This window comes from Paraciimarium castrense LEGE 11436 (assembly GCF_056633055.1).
The window spans coordinates 23,942-38,889 of record NZ_JBSJOW010000001.1; the positions used below are offsets into that span (position 1 = coordinate 23,942).

Annotated in this window: 26 protein-coding genes; 12 read left to right on the top strand and 14 right to left on the bottom strand. The window is 69.1% G+C overall.

Going from position 1 to position 14,948, the window contains the following annotated elements:
- Positions 1 to 102 precede the first annotated feature (102 nt).
- The 4 genes from ACWJIO_RS00120 to ACWJIO_RS00135 all read left to right on the top strand — a co-directional run bounded on the left by ACWJIO_RS00120 (position 103) and on the right by ACWJIO_RS00135 (position 2,322).
- Positions 103 to 1,038 carry an ArdC family protein gene (locus ACWJIO_RS00120; RefSeq protein ID WP_480310574.1) on the top strand — a complete coding sequence of 312 codons (936 nt, stop codon included), beginning with the start codon at positions 103 to 105 and terminating at the stop codon, positions 1,036 to 1,038.
- Positions 1,039 to 1,175: 137 nt separating this feature from the next.
- Positions 1,176 to 1,409, top strand: a complete 234-nt coding sequence (locus ACWJIO_RS00125) for a hypothetical protein (protein WP_480310575.1) — start codon at positions 1,176 to 1,178, stop codon at positions 1,407 to 1,409.
- Between the two features lie 112 nt (positions 1,410 to 1,521).
- Entirely contained in the window at positions 1,522 to 2,079 is a 558-nt protein-coding gene (locus tag ACWJIO_RS00130; RefSeq protein ID WP_323243265.1) for a hypothetical protein, read from the top strand.
- A gap of 66 nt (positions 2,080 to 2,145) precedes the next feature.
- On the top strand, positions 2,146 to 2,322 hold the full coding sequence (locus ACWJIO_RS00135) for a hypothetical protein (RefSeq protein ID WP_323243266.1): 177 nt from the start codon (positions 2,146 to 2,148) through the stop codon (positions 2,320 to 2,322).
- A gap of 312 nt (positions 2,323 to 2,634) precedes the next feature.
- On the opposite strand, the gene ACWJIO_RS00140 is transcribed toward ACWJIO_RS00135, so the two are convergent.
- From ACWJIO_RS00140 to ACWJIO_RS00150, 3 genes are read right to left on the bottom strand one after another with little or no spacing between them, the layout of a single operon-like run.
- Positions 2,635 to 2,850, bottom strand: a complete 216-nt coding sequence (locus ACWJIO_RS00140; RefSeq protein ID WP_323243268.1) for a DUF2283 domain-containing protein — start codon at positions 2,848 to 2,850, stop codon at positions 2,635 to 2,637.
- Positions 2,851 to 2,865: 15 nt separating this feature from the next.
- The gene (locus ACWJIO_RS00145) at positions 2,866 to 3,111 is read right to left on the bottom strand and encodes a type II toxin-antitoxin system HicA family toxin (RefSeq protein WP_323243269.1); all 246 of its coding nucleotides are present in this window, start codon (positions 3,109 to 3,111) and stop codon (positions 2,866 to 2,868) included.
- The gene (locus ACWJIO_RS00150; protein ID WP_323243270.1) at positions 3,104 to 3,322 is read right to left on the bottom strand and encodes a type II toxin-antitoxin system HicB family antitoxin; all 219 of its coding nucleotides are present in this window, start codon (positions 3,320 to 3,322) and stop codon (positions 3,104 to 3,106) included. The genes ACWJIO_RS00145 and ACWJIO_RS00150 overlap by 8 nt, the downstream gene beginning before the upstream one ends.
- A gap of 171 nt (positions 3,323 to 3,493) precedes the next feature.
- Between ACWJIO_RS00150 and ACWJIO_RS00155 the strand changes: the two genes are divergently transcribed.
- A complete protein-coding gene (locus ACWJIO_RS00155) occupies positions 3,494 to 4,180 on the top strand; it encodes a sigma-70 family RNA polymerase sigma factor (RefSeq protein WP_480310577.1) in 687 nt (228 codons plus the stop codon).
- A gap of 18 nt (positions 4,181 to 4,198) precedes the next feature.
- Here the strand turns inward: ACWJIO_RS00155 and ACWJIO_RS00160 are convergent, their stop codons facing one another.
- From ACWJIO_RS00160 to ACWJIO_RS00190, 7 genes are all read right to left on the bottom strand, one after another.
- Positions 4,199 to 4,393 carry a hypothetical protein gene (locus ACWJIO_RS00160; RefSeq protein WP_323243272.1) on the bottom strand — a complete coding sequence of 65 codons (195 nt, stop codon included), beginning with the start codon at positions 4,391 to 4,393 and terminating at the stop codon, positions 4,199 to 4,201.
- Between the two features lie 3 nt (positions 4,394 to 4,396).
- A complete protein-coding gene (locus ACWJIO_RS00165) occupies positions 4,397 to 5,446 on the bottom strand; it encodes a hypothetical protein (RefSeq protein WP_480310579.1) in 1,050 nt (349 codons plus the stop codon).
- Between the two features lie 12 nt (positions 5,447 to 5,458).
- A complete protein-coding gene (locus ACWJIO_RS00170) occupies positions 5,459 to 6,136 on the bottom strand; it encodes a hypothetical protein (RefSeq protein ID WP_480310581.1) in 678 nt (225 codons plus the stop codon).
- 37 nt (positions 6,137 to 6,173) lie between these two features.
- Entirely contained in the window at positions 6,174 to 6,416 is a 243-nt protein-coding gene (locus ACWJIO_RS00175) for a hypothetical protein (RefSeq protein ID WP_480310583.1), read from the bottom strand.
- Between the two features lie 80 nt (positions 6,417 to 6,496).
- Positions 6,497 to 7,219, bottom strand: a complete 723-nt coding sequence (locus ACWJIO_RS00180; RefSeq protein ID WP_480310585.1) for a hypothetical protein — start codon at positions 7,217 to 7,219, stop codon at positions 6,497 to 6,499.
- Positions 7,220 to 7,229: 10 nt separating this feature from the next.
- On the bottom strand, positions 7,230 to 7,664 hold the full coding sequence (locus tag ACWJIO_RS00185) for a hypothetical protein (RefSeq protein WP_480310586.1): 435 nt from the start codon (positions 7,662 to 7,664) through the stop codon (positions 7,230 to 7,232).
- 79 nt (positions 7,665 to 7,743) lie between these two features.
- The gene (locus tag ACWJIO_RS00190) at positions 7,744 to 8,652 is read right to left on the bottom strand and encodes a major capsid protein (protein WP_480310588.1); all 909 of its coding nucleotides are present in this window, start codon (positions 8,650 to 8,652) and stop codon (positions 7,744 to 7,746) included.
- 101 nt (positions 8,653 to 8,753) lie between these two features.
- Between ACWJIO_RS00190 and ACWJIO_RS00195 the strand changes: the two genes are divergently transcribed.
- The 7 genes from ACWJIO_RS00195 to ACWJIO_RS00225 all read left to right on the top strand — a co-directional run bounded on the left by ACWJIO_RS00195 (position 8,754) and on the right by ACWJIO_RS00225 (position 11,891).
- Complete coding sequence (locus ACWJIO_RS00195) at positions 8,754 to 8,972, top strand: hypothetical protein (protein WP_480310589.1); 219 nt, start codon at positions 8,754 to 8,756, stop codon at positions 8,970 to 8,972.
- Complete coding sequence (locus tag ACWJIO_RS00200; RefSeq protein WP_254942885.1) at positions 8,972 to 9,319, top strand: type II toxin-antitoxin system PemK/MazF family toxin; 348 nt, start codon at positions 8,972 to 8,974, stop codon at positions 9,317 to 9,319. Before ACWJIO_RS00195 ends, ACWJIO_RS00200 begins: the two co-directional genes overlap by 1 nt.
- 261 nt (positions 9,320 to 9,580) lie before the next feature.
- On the top strand, positions 9,581 to 9,781 hold the full coding sequence (locus ACWJIO_RS00205; protein WP_480310590.1) for a hypothetical protein: 201 nt from the start codon (positions 9,581 to 9,583) through the stop codon (positions 9,779 to 9,781).
- A 96-nt stretch (positions 9,782 to 9,877) separates the two neighbouring features.
- The gene (locus ACWJIO_RS00210) at positions 9,878 to 10,621 is read left to right on the top strand and encodes a L,D-transpeptidase (protein WP_480310591.1); all 744 of its coding nucleotides are present in this window, start codon (positions 9,878 to 9,880) and stop codon (positions 10,619 to 10,621) included.
- A gap of 54 nt (positions 10,622 to 10,675) precedes the next feature.
- Positions 10,676 to 10,942 carry a hypothetical protein gene (locus ACWJIO_RS00215; protein ID WP_480310593.1) on the top strand — a complete coding sequence of 89 codons (267 nt, stop codon included), beginning with the start codon at positions 10,676 to 10,678 and terminating at the stop codon, positions 10,940 to 10,942.
- 114 nt (positions 10,943 to 11,056) lie between these two features.
- Entirely contained in the window at positions 11,057 to 11,398 is a 342-nt protein-coding gene (locus ACWJIO_RS00220) for a hypothetical protein (protein ID WP_480310594.1), read from the top strand.
- Between the two features lie 274 nt (positions 11,399 to 11,672).
- Positions 11,673 to 11,891, top strand: a complete 219-nt coding sequence (locus tag ACWJIO_RS00225) for a hypothetical protein (protein ID WP_480310595.1) — start codon at positions 11,673 to 11,675, stop codon at positions 11,889 to 11,891.
- Positions 11,892 to 11,932: 41 nt separating this feature from the next.
- On the opposite strand, the gene ACWJIO_RS00230 is transcribed toward ACWJIO_RS00225, so the two are convergent.
- The 4 genes from ACWJIO_RS00230 to ACWJIO_RS00245 all read right to left on the bottom strand — a co-directional run bounded on the left by ACWJIO_RS00230 (position 11,933) and on the right by ACWJIO_RS00245 (position 14,932).
- Positions 11,933 to 12,208 (bottom strand): hypothetical protein, encoded by a 276-nt coding sequence (locus ACWJIO_RS00230; protein ID WP_480310597.1) that lies wholly within the window; start codon positions 12,206 to 12,208, stop codon positions 11,933 to 11,935.
- Between the two features lie 21 nt (positions 12,209 to 12,229).
- Entirely contained in the window at positions 12,230 to 13,189 is a 960-nt protein-coding gene (locus ACWJIO_RS00235) for a hypothetical protein (protein WP_480310599.1), read from the bottom strand.
- Between the two features lie 69 nt (positions 13,190 to 13,258).
- Positions 13,259 to 14,431 carry a LysM peptidoglycan-binding domain-containing protein gene (locus ACWJIO_RS00240; RefSeq protein ID WP_480310601.1) on the bottom strand — a complete coding sequence of 391 codons (1,173 nt, stop codon included), beginning with the start codon at positions 14,429 to 14,431 and terminating at the stop codon, positions 13,259 to 13,261.
- A 3-nt stretch (positions 14,432 to 14,434) separates the two neighbouring features.
- Positions 14,435 to 14,932, bottom strand: coding sequence for a hypothetical protein (locus ACWJIO_RS00245; protein WP_480310603.1), 498 nt, complete (start codon positions 14,930 to 14,932; stop codon positions 14,435 to 14,437).
- Positions 14,933 to 14,948: the final 16 nt, after the last annotated feature.

Here is a 14,948-nt window from a genome sequence, read left to right on the forward strand (position 1 = left end):
CGGTCCTGCGCTTGCCCATCCGTGGCTGTTGCTTCACCATCCCGCTCCCCCCGGTCAGCCCAAGGAGCTGCTGCTGCCAAGGTCTCGCCTGAGGAGAAGCTGGTGGCCTCCCTGGTCGCCCTGCTGGAGGCCGGCACCACCCCCTGGCGGCGGGAGTGGGATGCCGCCTCAGGAGGCCACCACGTGAATCTGCTCTCCGGCCGCCGCTACCGCGGCGCCAATCCAGCACTGCTCACCCTGGGCCTGCACCTGCGGGGTTCAGCCCTGCCCTACTGGTGTGGCTTTGCTGAGGCCAAGGCACTGGGAATCTTCCCTCGCAAGGGCAGCAAGGCGGTGCATGTGCTGCGGCCCCAGGTGCATCAGCTGGGCGAAGGCCAGCTGGCGGAGTCGGGCTCAGCTGGTAAGGGTGGCCACGGATCCGCTGGCGCCGATGGCCAGCCGTCGGTTCAGGCTGGCCGCAGCTGGGTCAGCTACCGGCCGGTGGCACTGTTCAATGCCGCCGATCTGGAAGGCGAGGCCCTGGAGGCGCTGATCCAGAAGCGCCGCCATGCCGAAGGGGCTGTGCTGCGGCCCGAGCCGGTGCGGCTGGCTGGTGCAGAGGCGGTGCTCAGCGGCTGGCCGGTGCCCGTGAGCTTCGGGGGAGATCGGGCCTGCTACCTGCCGGTGCCTGATCGCATCCAGCTCCCTGATCGCAACGCCTTCCACTCGGCAGGGGCCCTCTACGCCACCTGGGTCCATGAGGTGATTCATTCCACTGGCCACAGCTCCCGGCTGGCCCGTGATTTCTCCGGCGGCATGGGAGAAGGAGGCGATGGCGGCCGGACCTATGCCCGCGAGGAGCTGGTGGCCGAGCTGGGCGCCGTGCTCCTCGGCGATCGCCTCGAGATCGGCAGTGCCATGGCCAATCACGCCGCCTATCTGGGCCACTGGGTGGAGCTGCTCAAAGAGTCGCCGCGGGTGCTGTTGCAGGTGCTCAGTGATGCCCGCAAGGCTGCCGATCTGGTCTGCCCGGAAGCACCTGCGGCGGATGGGGGTTGAGCCTGCTGCTGGTGGGCAGGCCTTGGACTCTGGCGATCACGCCACCCGGCCTGCCCCGGCTTGCGCACCGCGCAAGGGCTGACGCGAGTCGCTGCGCGACCCTTGCGCGGCGCTGGCGGCGCCGGGGCTGAACGGCGGTGTCGTTCGCCAGCCCTGCCATGGCCGCCACTCCCCTCAGCCGCTCCTGCCCGATCCGCATCATCTCGGTCCACCTGCTTGATGCCGCCGGCCAGCTGTTGCGGGTGCTCTTCCTCGATCGCGAGGGGCACATCTCCGCTGAGCCGCACTACGTGCCCCGCGAGCAGGCCCTGATCCTGGCTGCCAATCAGCAGCGGGTGCTCGGTCCCCAGGCCGAGGTGCGGGTGCTTTGAGCTCCCGGTGCCGGAGGCTCCTTTGCCTCCGGCTTTCTCCTGCCTGCCCCGGCTGGGGCTTGGGCTCCTTGGCAAGAGCAGGTGCCATGCACCGCCATCAGCGGCGAGCCCCATGACTGCAACGCAACTTCCATCCACGTCCAGCAGCACTGCGCTGCCAAGCGCACCTCTCGGTGCGACCAGTCCCCAGCACCCCAACCGGCTGCCGATTCCGGCCATCCCCGCCTATGAGGTGCTGCTCCAGCAGCAGGAGGAGAGCCGGGGAGTCTTCGGGCGGATGCTGCTGAACTGGCGGCGCCGCAACGGGTGGACCCAGTACACCGCCTGCAGCTGGGCCGAGGCGATCGGTGAGCCCAAGCTGTTGATCTCCTACGGCAACCTGTCGGTGATCGAGCAGGGCAAGGCCGGGGAGCTGCGGCAGCGGGCCTTCTGGCAGCTGTGGGAGCTGAACCGCCGCATTGTCTCCGGTGACTGGGGACGCATCGGGGATGCCGAGCTGCGCCGGAAGTTGGAAGGCGCCACTTCCCTGGGGGATGAGGCCGCGCCGGTGTGGGGGCCGCTGGAGTTCTGGGCCTGCTACTGCGGCCTGCGGCCGGTGCCACCCGCCTTTGCTTCCACACCAGCTCCCCTGATCGGTACGCGGCAGGCTGCTGTCCTGAGCAGCCGCTAGCGCCGCCAGCTCCAGACCCTGATCGAGGAGCACCAGCTCGATGCGGCCGTTGCGCTGGACCGCCTGATGGCCCTGGCGGAAGAGGAGCACCGGCGCGACTTCTACGCCGTGCTCACCGGCTTTCGCCGCTACACCCCGACCGAGCTGTCGGTGCTGTGGCTGGAGAAGGATCGCTACTGGCCGGAACTGTGGCTGGAGCAGTGGGAAGGGTCGCTGCCGGCCGCGAGGGCCGCAGCGGCTTGATGCACGGATGCCTTTGATGGCTGGCGCGCAGGCCTCGACAGGGTGCGGGGCGGCGTCAAGGATCGGAGCCATGCCCGCTGCGCGGGTCCTTGACCCCGCCCCGCCTGGAGGCCAGGTCCTGCGCTCAGGTCCGCCATGGCCACGCTTCTTGCTCCGGCTTCTGCCTCCGTTCACCTCCATGCCGCCCGCCGGCTGCACTTCTCCGCCAGCTGCGATGGCTTGCTCTATTGGCTCAGCGAAGAATGCTGGGGCCGGGGGCTGGTTCGCCTCGCTGCCCTTCTGAGGCCTGGGGGCTGCGGCCCCCTTCTCGCGTCAGGCCGGCTGCAGCACAGGGGTGATCGGCAGCAGGGTCAGGGTCGTGCTGGTGTCGCTGATTTGGAAGTAGTGCTCCAGGGTCACGCCCACTGGTTTGCCTCTTTCATAGAAGTCGACGATCAGGTTGTCGCTCACTGCCTCAGAGCTGCTGCTCACCCGATCGGCCAGCTCGATGGTGAGGGTGTCGGGTTCCGGGAAGTAGCGGATTTTCATGGTGCGGGGGCTGCATCAAAGGGCCTGGATGAAGGTGTCGCCGTCTACTCCGGCCTGCCGCAGAACGCTGGCGAGGGTGCCGACGGCCAAATCCCGCCGGTGCAGGGGAACCACACAGATCACGGCAACTGCACTGCCATCGGCCTTGGTCGTTGTTCTGCGAAGCACCAGGTGGCTGCCCTTCTGACGCACCTCCTCAAATCCCAGACGCTTCAGGGCCGCCACCACAGCAGCGGCGGGAAGGCGCGGGAGCTTAGGCAACGCTCACCTCAAAGGTGGTGAGCAGCCTTGGCGCCAACGCCGGCTGCGGACACTCCTCCAGGAACAGTTCGGTGGCCTCCCGCAGGTTGGCCAGGGCTTCTTCCACCGTGTCGCCTTGGCTCACGGTGCCCACCTCGGGGCACTCGGCCACGTACACCTCCTCCTCGCGGTGAAGGATCGCCGTGAGTCGTTGGGCGGTGGCGCTGCTCATCGGCGTTGAGCGGGATGCCTCCAGTCTGGGGCTTCTGGGCAAGACCAGCCAGCAGCCAGCCGGAGAGGGGGGGGGGATCGCCACCGGGCCGGCGCACACCCACCGCATCCCTCGGCCGGTCCTCACGCCGCGTCAAGGATCGGGCCATGCGCCCTCCTGCGTCGGGCGTCCTTGCCACGGCGCTGCGGCTGGCCGGTGGGGGTGGGGTTCTCCGCCGTCCCTCAGGTGGCTTCCCCCGCTTCCTCCTCCCGCCGCCAGAAGCCGGCAGGCCAAGCCCTCAGCCGTTCTGCCCTCAAGGCCCGCGATGCCCTGGTGCTGGAGCACCTGCCGCTGGCTGATGCCATTGCCTCAGCCACCGCCCGGCGCCTGTTCCCGCTGGTGGAGCGGGAGGATCTGATCCAGGTGGCCCGAGAGGCCCTGGTTCGCTCCGCCCCCCGCTGCAGAGCAGGGGAGTCGCCAGCTCCCTATCTGCGCCGCTGCATCACAGGCGCCTTACAGCACCACCTGCGCGATCGGGTGCGGATGGTGCGCATCTCCCGCCGCGAGCACGAGAAGGGCACCTGCCCGCTCGGCCACATCAGCCTTGATGCTCACGCCGCCGGTGAGTCCTCCCTGCTGGAGCAGCTGGCGGCACCCGTCGCTGAGCCCTCGCTGGAGCCTTCCCTCGCCGGGCCGGCCCTGGAGCAGCTGGTGGAGCAGCTGCCGGCAGCCCAGGCCACGGCCCTGCGGCTCACCGTCCTCGAGGGCCTCTCGCTCCGGCAGGCCGCCGAGCGGCTGGAGATCAGCTGCATGTCGGTGCAGCGGGCCCAGAAGAAGGCCATCGCCGCCCTGCGCGAGCAGCTCGCTGGAGGGGGCTGAGGCCCCTTGGCTCAGCTCTCAGCTCTGCTGGAACACCAGGGTGGAGAGCGGCCACCAGCCGCTGCCGCCCTCGTCGTACGCCAGCTCCACCAGCGGATCGGTGTCGCTGAATTCGGCCGCCAGGCTGAGCACGGTGGCGCTGGTCTCCGGGCTGATCCGATCGCGCCAACAGCGCACTCCAATCGCCGCAAGGGGTGTCGTGCTGTCAGTCATGGATCAGGGGCTCACCATCACCCGGTTGCCAGCGCCGCTGTTGCTCACCGCCGCGAACTGTCGCCGCTGGGACGACCAGCAGAGCGAGCGCCAGCCCAGATCAGCCGGGGAGCTGCGCACCGTCCAGTTGAGGCCATCGGCGCTGGTCATGATCCGGCTGCCGGTGCCGCTGCTGGCCACGGCCACCAGTAGCTCCCGCTCCGGCGCCCAGCAGAGGGAGGTCCAGGCGTTGTCGGCCGCCGAGCTGCGGCTGGTCCAGTTGATGCCATCCGGGGAGGTCATCACCCGGTTGCCCCGGCCGCTGCTGCTCAGCGCCACCAGCAAACCCAGCTCTGCTGCCCAGCAGATTGCCATCCAGTTGTTAGCTGCAGCGGCAGTACGCAGGGTCCAGTTGCGGCCATCCGGCGAGGTCATCACCCGCTGGGTGCCGCCGTTGCTGCTCACCGCCACCAGCAGCCCCAGCTGTGGCGCCCAGCAGAGGGAACGCCACTCTTGATCCGCTGCAGCCGGACTGGCTATCCAGGTGAGGCCATCGCTGCTGGTCATCACCCGGTTGCCCGTCCCGCTGCTGGCCACGGCCACGAGCAGGCCCAGCTCAGGTGCCCAGCAGACCCCGGTCCAGCTGTTATCGGCTGGCGTCTGGCGCGGGGTCCAGCTGCGGCCATCCGGTGAGGTCATCACCCGCTGGCCGGTGCCGCTGTCGCTTATGGCGACAAACAGCCCCAGCTCGCTCGCCCTGCAGAGCGCCACCCAGTTCTGATCGGCTGCCGCCGTTTGGGTGTTCCACCGGATGCCATCGCTGGAGGTCATCACCCGGTTGCTGCTGCCACTGTTGGCCACGCAGGCGTACAGGCGCAGTTCCGGCGACCAGCAGATCGCCTGCCAGCTGTTGTCCGCCGCCGAGCGCACGGTCGACCAGAGCACACCGCTGATTCCCAGCACCGGCGGCGGGCTCAGGAGGTCTGCCATCGCCGCTGCCGGCAGCTGATAGGTGCCCGCCTGGGGCCCAGCGGGGCGGGTAATGGCCAGCAGGTCGCCTGGTTGGAGGGTCATCAGCTGCGGCGCTCAGGGCAGGGCCGGCAGGGTGCTCAGATCCAGAGGCATGTAGTCGCCGGCCGGTTGGGCGGTGGCCATCGCCGCCTGCAGCTGGGCCGCGTCCACCACCCGCCCGGGGGTGCCGTCCGCCAGGGCCAGCGGATCAGCCAGCTGCACCACGCCGGCAGCGGCGGTGGTTGCGGGCTCGACGCTCAGCAGCGGTTGAGCCGGGTCGCTTTCATCCACGCTCAGCGGTGCAGCCACCTGGATGCGGATCACGCCGGCGCCATCAGGGCCCAGGGCGGCGTTGGCACTCCAGTTGCTGCCGTCAAACAGCAGCAGGTCCCCCTGGGCGATCTCCTGGCCGGCGAGGCCACTCCAGCTGGCCAGGGCAACGCCTGAGGCACTGGCCAGATACACATCTCCCACCGCGGCATCGGCCGGGGCCACAGCCGTGGTGGGGTCGATCGCACCCCGGTAGTGCAGGGCGCCGGGGATGGCGGCATGCAGGGTGCCATCGGCATCCACCGAGAGGTTGGTGCCGGGTCTGATCGCTCCGATCGCCGCCGCGGTGGCGGGGCTGAGCATGAACGACTTGACCTCATCAGCAGTGGCCCGGTAGGGCGTGCTGCCGCGCTGCACCAGCAGCAGGTCGGTGGGGTGAGGCAGGGAGCGGCCGGCGGTGCGGCTCTCGGTGGTGGTGGCCATGGCGATCAGTGCATAAGGGGGAAAGTGGGGCGAGAGATCAGGGCGGCAGGGGGCTGAGCAGGCGCAGGTCCAGCGCGATCACCACCACCCCATCGCCGGCAGTGGCACTGAGCAGCGGCGCCAGGGCCTGTACTGCGCTGACACCGCTGGTCGGGGGCGGTTCAGGGGTGCCTCCGTCCTGCAGCTGGGCCTGGCCCAGGAAGATCACCCCCTGGGGCTGGCTGCTGCTGCGGCACTGCGCCGTCAGCTGGGCCAGCACAGCCGGATCGGGAGTGGCCATCGGCGCCGGGGCAGTGCTGCTGAGCTGTTGCCAGGCCCCAGCCAGGGATGCGCTGGCTGGAGCAGCGCTGGCGGCTGGGATCAGAGCAGAGCATCCCCCAGCTCCAGGGCCGCGAGATCGGCGGCATCGTTGATGCCCTCGTTCGTGGCATCGCTGCTGCCGCTGGCAGTGTCCGATGCACTGGCCTTGGCTTCCAGCGCCATGGCCTGCTCCACCAGCTCGGCCTTGGTCTGGCTGCCATCCAGCTCCACGCCGTAGACGGTGGAGCAGAACTCGACGATCTGGGCCTTGGTCATGGCCTGGAAGTCGGTGGGCTGTGAGGCCAGCAGGGCTTCTCCGTCGCTGCCAGTGCCGGCGTCTGGTGCTGCCTCAGGGTCAGTGGCTGGGGAGGCATCAGCCGGCTCCGGTTCGAGGTCGAACTCGTCCGCCAGCTCTTGCTCGGGCTCCTGGGGGAGCTTGATTTCCGGCTCCGACGGCTCCTGCCCGGGTGGGGCCTGTTCTTCGCCGCCGCTGGTTGGGCTGAGCAGCTCCCAGCCCAGGGCCTGCCAGCCAGCCAGGTGCACCGGCCAGATCGAGCGGGTCGCACCGTCCTTGCCGATCAGCAGCTGGCTGGGCGGCAGCCAGGAACTGTCGCCGTCTCCGCCCATCACACCGGGATCGGGGGTGACCAGCGGCCGCAGCTCCGGGCCCGAGAGGCGAACAGGCGTGGAGGCGGGGTTGCTGCTGTCGAGGGGTTGCAGCAGCTGCAGCGGCAGGGCCTCAGCCCCGGCCACCACGTTGAGGGTGTCGAGTGGGTTGCCCATGACGCTCACCTCACAGCCCTTGGTTGGCGGTGAGCGCCACGGTCATCCCCACCGGCGTGGCTGGGGACACCACGGCCCGCGCCAGCCGTAGACAGGGCGGGGTGATCAGCTCGCTGTCGGCGGGATTGATCAGCAGGGCAGCGCCACTGATGATCGCCTCCACCTTGCCGCCAGCAGCGGGGATGGCGACGGCCGCGGCGGTGATCCAGCTGCCGGCATTCCCATCGGCCAGCAACGGCGCCAGCTCCAGGGTCACGGTCACCGCCTCGCTGTGGCCGGGGTGGGAGGCCACCAGCACAAAGGAGCTGGTGGCATCGAGGTCGGTGCCGAGGTTGACGACATCACCGCTGCTGCGGGTGTGCTCGTAGCAGTCGGTGGCGGAGTGGTTGATCCAGCCGACGAGCACCGTCTGGGCGTCGAGCAGCCGGGTGGCTTGAGAGGTCATGGATGGGTCTCCAGAACAAAGAACAGGGGGAAAAGATCTGTTGTGCCGCCAGGGTCTTGCGGAGCTGATCAAACGCCGCTCAGGGCAGCACCAACGGCATGGGGGCGACGTTGTACAGGCGTGCGGCCGCCTTGCGGTTGCACACCGCAAAACCCACGTACCAATCGACCCGCGTGCGGAACACCGGCGCGTCGTGCACCTCCCCGAAGTCCCGCACCGAGATGCCGTAGCGCCCCTCGAACGGACCCTGCAGGCCGCACACCGCCGCATCGCCCAGCACGCAGCAGTAGATCGAAGTGGTGTCTCCTGGTTCGTCGTAACCGAGTACGGCGTTGCCCTCGGCGTCCTCCTCCACCAGCAGGATTTCGATCCCCTCGAAGTAGTGGCGGCCGTCGATCACCTCGTACAGGTCGCCGCCGGCCTGGCGGGAGGCGGTGCTGATCTGGCGGCGGGCGGCCTTGCTGGCGATCAGCACCTTGTCGCCGCCGTAGCCGATCACGCTGTCGCTCAATGCCTCAAGCGCCAGCAGGTTGAGGGTGCTGCCGCCGTTGTCGATCGTTTGCTCGTCTCCAGGTGCCAGGCGCTTGCTCAGCCCGTTGAAGGCCCGCGGATCAAAGGTGTCGTCGCCATTGATGATCGCGGCCTCAAGTGTGAGGCGCATCGAGCGCACCTTCATTTCGGTCTGGGCAGCACGGGCCTCGGGGCCCTGCAGGTCCACGATCGAGCGGTCCACATCCAGGTCACCGCCAAACAGGTGCACGAACTCCGAATCGGAGTTGATCACCCCATAGCTCTGGCGGTAGCCCTCGTTGACGGCCCGAAAACCCACGCGGGGCAGCTTGGTCTCCGCCGGGAAGCTCAGCGAGCCGCCCACGAGATTGCGGAAGGGCAAGCGGCGCAGCAGCTCCCCCTCCGCAAAGGTCTTGAGCACCGCCAGCTGTTCAGCGCGGCGGGCGTATTTCTGCGCCTCGATCAAGGTCAGGCCCAAGGGCACGCTCCCGGGGCCTCGCCCCAGTGACAACAGCAGCTGTTGCCAGGTCGCTTGTGGGCAGGGTGAACCCTGAGGTTCAGGCTGTTTAGCCTGGGGCGATGACCAATCCCCAGCTCACCGAGAACCTGCTTGCGGTGATCCGCAGCCTGCCGGCTGACGATCGCCGCTGGCTGCTCAGGCAGCTGGAGCAGGACCGCAGCGACCTGAGTCACGGGGCCCTGGCTGAGATGGCGATGGCCGGGGGTGCCTTTGACGACCTGGCGGCTGAGCCTGACCTCTACAGCTTCTCTGACGGAGAAGCGATCGGCGCCGGCTGATGCTGAGCCGCTACGACATCGTGCTGGTCGCCTTCCCATTCACGGATGGGCCTGCGGCCAAGCCTCGGCCGGCCTTGGTGATCACCACCAGTGAGCGCCATGGGGATGTGTTGCTGGCCTTCATCAGCTCCAACGTCAGCGGGCCGCCGGGCCGCGATGAGCTCGACATCCCTGCCGATCATCCGGGCTTCTCAGACACCGGCCTGAAGGTGAGCTCGAGGATCCGGCTCAGCCGCATGACAACCCTGGCGATGCCACTGGTGAAACGGCGCATCGGGCTGCTGCCGCTGGCCTTGCAGACGGAATCCCAGCAGGTGCTGCAGCGGGTGATCGGCGGCCAAGGCTGAGCGTTCCCCTGTTGGCCAGTTCGTCGCTGTGACAGCAGTGGGCGGCACCGGTTTCCAATCCCGTGCCCGGTAGCGGCCTGGGCCCCTGCCCCACCAGCTCCTGGTGGATCGGCTACGCGCAGCCCTCCTCATGGTCCGGGCGGCCTCAAGGGCTGCGCAAGTCAGCCGGACTGTGACGTTGGCTGCGCTGCGCTCCGCATGGCAGAGGGGGCTGCCCCTTGACCCCGCCCGGCCTGCTTCGGGGTCTCCGCTACGCCTGCCATGGCTTCTGTATCCCGGATCCGCGCCTTCCAGCCCCTGAGCTCCCGCACCCTGGAGCTGCTCTGGGAAGAGGCATCGGCCCACCGCCCGCCTCCTCTGGAGCGGCTGGAGCAGCTCTGCGCTGATCTGCTCTTTGAGCGCCAGGTGGCCACGCCAGCTTCGGTGCCCGTCTGGTGCCCCGAGAGCGAGCTGCCCTTCTGAGGGGGCGGCCCCGGCTGCGGCTGGGGCGCTCTCTTTGTGCCCGCAGCCGGTGGCCCCAAGTCAGCACTGGCAACAGGGCTCAGCAGCACCACGCCCATGGCCAGCCCCATGACCCCCGAGCGGTTCCTGGACCGCTTTGAAGCCTTTCGCGGTGAACCCCAGCAGGTTTCCGGCGTCTGGACCCTCCATTCCGCGATCGCAGCCCTGCCCGGCAGCGAGGCCGTCCTCGATGAGCAGGCCCCCTGGGCGCTCACCTTCAGCCAGAAACCCGCTGCGCCCCCGACGCCGGCAGTCCCCAGCGGCGGCCTCGATCCGCGCGGCTCAGAGGAAGCCGGGATGGCCGGCCCGGAGTTGGCAGCTCCCGTCCAGCCCGGGGATTCCTACCTGCTGGTCAACGACCGCGACCAGGACATGGAGGCCTACGACCACACCGGGGCCTTCCTCTGGAAGATCCCCTGCCTGGCCCGCGGCCAGGGCGCTGACACCGACTGGAGCCAGAACAGCACTGACACCCCGCCAGGCCTCTACAAACTCGGCCAGCTCTATGCCGACGTCGAGCAGAACCCCAACCCGCCCTGCAGCGACACCGCCATGGCCTATGGCTGGTATTCCTTCGACATGGAGGAGCTGGAGGGCCAGGAGAAGAAGGTGGGCAGGGCCGGGATCATGCTCCACGGTGGCGGCTCGGCCTGCGGCTGGCCTGGGGCCTGGGCAGCGCAGCAGCCCCTGCACCCCACCCTCGGTTGCGTGCGCCTGCACAACGCCGATTTGCGCGACAAGGTGCTGCCCCTCTACCGGCAGGGCACCGTCTATGTGGGGGTCTTCCAGGAAAAAAAGTGACGGCGGGGCTGGTGCTGCCACCGGCTGCGGCCTGATCGCGAGGGAAGAGCAGCGATGGACTCAGGCCCAATGGCCCGGCCGCCTAAGCCGCCGTTCGACCGCGAGCGGTTTGTGTTCAAGATCCTGGCCGTGGTGATCGGCACCCAGCTGCTGATCTATTCGCTGGCTGCTGGGGTCTGCGGCCAGCGGGCGCTGGAGGGGCGATCGATCGGGCAGATCTGCCCCGGCACGCTGGAGCAGCTGCAGGGCGGCTTTGATTCCACCCTCAAGCTGCTGCTGGCGCTGCTGGGCGGAGCAGCTCTCACGCGCATGGACCGGTAACGCCTGGGAGCGGAAGGAGTGCTTGCTCCGGGCCTCTCCAGTCTGAGGCCCTCCTGCGGTCGGGCCTCCGCTGGGATCGGTCCCGTCGCTGCGCCACACCTGGCGCCGATCGTCATGGCCACGCTCTCTGCAGGCAGCCCCGCTGCCACCTCCCCGTTCTGCAGGCCAGAAGAGGATCCCTTTCTGCTGCTCGAATCCACGCTGCGCTCGGTGGAGGAGATCCTGCTACGTCGTCGTGGGCTGCCGCTGCGCCGCACCTGGATCGAGCAGCCCTATGGAGAAGAGGAAATCACCCTGCTGGAGGAGGAGGTGATTCCGGCGATCCAGCAGTGTCTGGCACGGGTCGATGCGCTGGATGAGCGGCTGTTGGCCCAGCAGGAGCTGATTCGGCGCTGTGAGCTCGAGTCCCAGCTCCAGCACCAGCCACTGTCAGAGCAGAAGCTGCAGATGGCCTGAGCGCCATGGGTTGGGGGCTGCGGCTGTGGCTCCCTTGCCTGTACCTCGATGCCAGGGTTGGTGGAGCAGCTCCACTGCTCGGGCGCGGTGGATGCTCAGCACGGATATGCAGCAGGGCCAGTTGGGCGTGGCTGGCGGGGCGGAGCGAAACCCCTCCGCAGCATGCCCCTGCGGCTTGCGCTGGCCAGGGCTGACGCGAGGCTCGCTGGGCTCGCCCCTGGCCAGCACTGCGCCTGCGGGGCCTCTGGTCGGTGTTCTCCGCTCCACCCCAGCCATGGCCACTCCCCAAGGCCCCGTCTGCGAAGTCCGCCTGCTTGTGGTTCACCGCTATCAGCCAGGAGTCCAGAAGCTCGGCACCGCCCCCTGTGAGATCGAGTTCTTTGGCCGCCGCGGCAAGCCCGTCAAGAAGATGCGGCTGATCCCTGCCGAGAAGGCGTTCGCCTTTGCCCGCAAGCTGCAGGGCACCCCCGGCTGCACCGTCTCGGTCTGCTGAGCCAGGGGGCTCAGGCCCGGCTGCCGGTTGGTGGCCGGGCCTTACAGCCAATGGCGGTAGGCACTCCGCTGCCGCCGGGCCCTGGCTTTGGATCGAGCACTGCCGAACTGGGGCCTGGAGCCATCTCGCCTCCGCCGCACCCAGACGCCGCGGCGAATCAGACGAGAGTCCTCTGAATTGGCGCGGCGGGCGGCCACGATTGCCCCGTAGCCCTTCTTCTGTTTTCGCTGGGCGCGGGAGCGGGCCTGGCTGGCGCTGGCGGCCGGCACCACCGTGGCGGTGGAGCGGTTGCGCCAGAACACCAGATACCAGGCCATAGCTCCCTCCCGGCGGGTTGATCAGCGCCGCGGTGCAGCCGCCCGGGGCGTGGTGCCTTTGACGGCCTCCAGGTAGAGCTCGGCGGTGCTCAGCGCCTGCAGATTCACCGCGCCGCCGTGCTCATGGCCCGTTTCAGGCACCGCAGCGGAATAGAGGCCACTGCGCTGCTGGAACAGGAAGCTGTACACCGGGTGGCGGCGCAGCTCCTCCATGTAGTCGCCATCGCTCAGGGCCACGCCATCGGCGGTGAGGGGCTGGCCCTTGCCGTCCACCGGCAGCAGCCGCTCGCGGCCGTCCACCTCGCCCAGCTGGAAGTGGCCGCCGCAGAGCGTCACGAAGGTGTCAAAGAACGTCCCCCGCTCATCGCCACCGACGCGGCCCTCGGCCTCGGAGAACAGGCGCTCCATTAAGCGCTCCTTGCGCAGGTTCTGCACCTGGGAGCGAGCCTCATCCCGTTCCTTTTCAACGCTGCGCACACGGCGCAGGTTGGCCTCGTTGAGCTGGCGCTCGCGCTCGCCCACCTGGCGTTCGAACTCCTCGCGCTTGCGCTCGGCGTCCTGCAGGCGGGCGTATTCGTCCGGGTTGATCTCCGAGAACCGGGACAGCTGGGCACGAGCCTTGCGCAGCTCTTTCTCGAGCTGGTTGCTGCGGCGGCGTTCGGCGCGCAGGGGATCAGCACTGCTGGGAGCAGCGGAAGGGGGGGCGTCGTTGTCGCCGCTGCCGCTGGCACCTGGGTCCTGGGGCAGGGAAAGGTCGAGGGTGTCGTCGCCATCAGCAGCATCCAGACCCGCATCATCGGCGCCGTCGCTGTCGAGCAGGTCGGGGTCGGTGGCAGGTTGGACAGAGCCAGTAGAGCCCTGGTTGGGCTGTTGCTGGTGCTGGCTGTAGCTCCGCCACGGAGCAGCCGGGGCCAGGGGGGCTGGAGCAGTGCCGCTGTTGGCGCTGCTGGAATCAGAAGAGAAGAAGGAGGAGGAGGGCATCACCCATCACGGCTGTGGTGCTGCGGGCGCCCCGTCCGGGCTGCGCTCGCTCTCCCTGTTGCCAGCTCCTCAAAAGCCCTGCTCAGGCAGCTCATCCAGCACGGGAGCAGAGCGCCGGGCTGGCAGGTAGATCCACTCCCCCGCCGGCAGCGGCGTCGAGGGCAGGTAGCCCGGCACCAGCAGCTGCATCCCGGCCGGGATCGGCGTGGTGGAGCGGTAGACGGGCAGCAGCAGGGTGGTGCCAGCCGGCAGCGGTTCCTCGCTGGGCCAACTGCTCAGCTCCGGGTTGAACTGGCGCAGCAGGGAGAGGCTGAGGTTCTGGTCGGCCGCCACGCTGCTGAGCGTGTCGCCTTCGGCGCTGATGTAGGTCTCGCTCTGCTGCAGCACCGGGTTCAGGCTGCGCAGCTTGGTTTCGGTCGTGCCATGGCGGCCAGCCAGCACCGCCAGCGAATCCCCCTCGGCGGCGGTGATCGTTTGGGTGTTCTCCAGCTGGGGGTTGATCCGCCGCAGGGTGGCCACCGTGGTGCCGTAGCGCTCGGCGATGAGGGTCAAAGTGTCGCCGTCCCGCAGCACCAGCACGCTGTGGGGCCTGAGCACCAGCTGGATGGCTTCCCCCAGCAGCGGCTGCAGCAACAGGCCGATGCCGCCGGGGCCGTAGTCCGCCCCGAAGTGCATCACCTGGCAACCGGCGAACTGGGCCCGCCCTCCTGATGGCAGTCCGCCCTCGGGCTGGAGCAGGGCCAGGTCCCCGAGCCACATCACCCCCTGGCAGGGGGCCTGCACAGTGCCCAGCAGCGCTGGGTCCCAGGGCAGTGGCGCCTCCTCGCGGAAGCCTGGGGTAGCCCAATCGAGCTCGGCCGCCAGCCAGTCGAAGGTGTTGCTGGTGCTCACCGGCAGGATCGCCGCCCGGCACAGGTAGCCCCGCAGCAGTACATCGCCCGGGTCGGTGAGGGCGGTGTCGTTGTAGCCGCTGACGATGCCGCTCTGCTCCAGGAAGCAGTCGATCACATGCCGGCGGATGGGAACCGGATTGCGGCTCTCGGGGCGGTCCACCTCAAACAGACAGAGGCGGGCATTGGCGTAGGGCTGCAGCGCCAGCCAGAGAGGCGCGGCCGCCGCGGGCTGGGCCACCCGGCCGTCGATCGCTGAGGTGGGTGCAGGCAGAGAAACCAGCTGGCCCCACAGCGGAGCACCCCGCAGGGGGTTGAGGCCCTGGTTCAGCGGCGAAAGGGGTTGCTCCATCGCTCAGCCCCGCACCAGGGATCCCCGGAAGGGGTCCGGGTTGCACTGACGCCAGTTCTGCAGCCTTGGCAGCAGCAACGCCAGCTGGCCAATGTGCTGGCTGCGCTGCCGGTTCAGTACCACCGCTGGCGACGGCCCCGCGGGGTTCCACTCGGTGTCGGTCTCCTCCAGCAGCAGCTCGGTGGCGTACTCCACCACCGCCAACTTGCTGAGCGGCAGTGGGTTGGGCACGACGCCACCGGCCACGCCCTTGCGCCGGCTGCGCACTGGCTTGTTCACCTCAGCTGGCGTCAGTGCCGCCAGCTGCTGGTCCAGCGCCGCGATGGCATCGAGGTGGCCCTGGGCGGTGCACACCCCCGTGGGGTAGTGGGTCTGCAGGAGCGCCATCTCCCGGTTCAGGGCCGCCAGGGCAGGACTGGTGACCGGAATCGAGAGAGCGATGCGCAGGGCCTCGGCATCACCGGGGCGCCAGGAGCAGGTGAGAGTGGAGGACTGGGTCATGCTCTCCCTTGCCAGC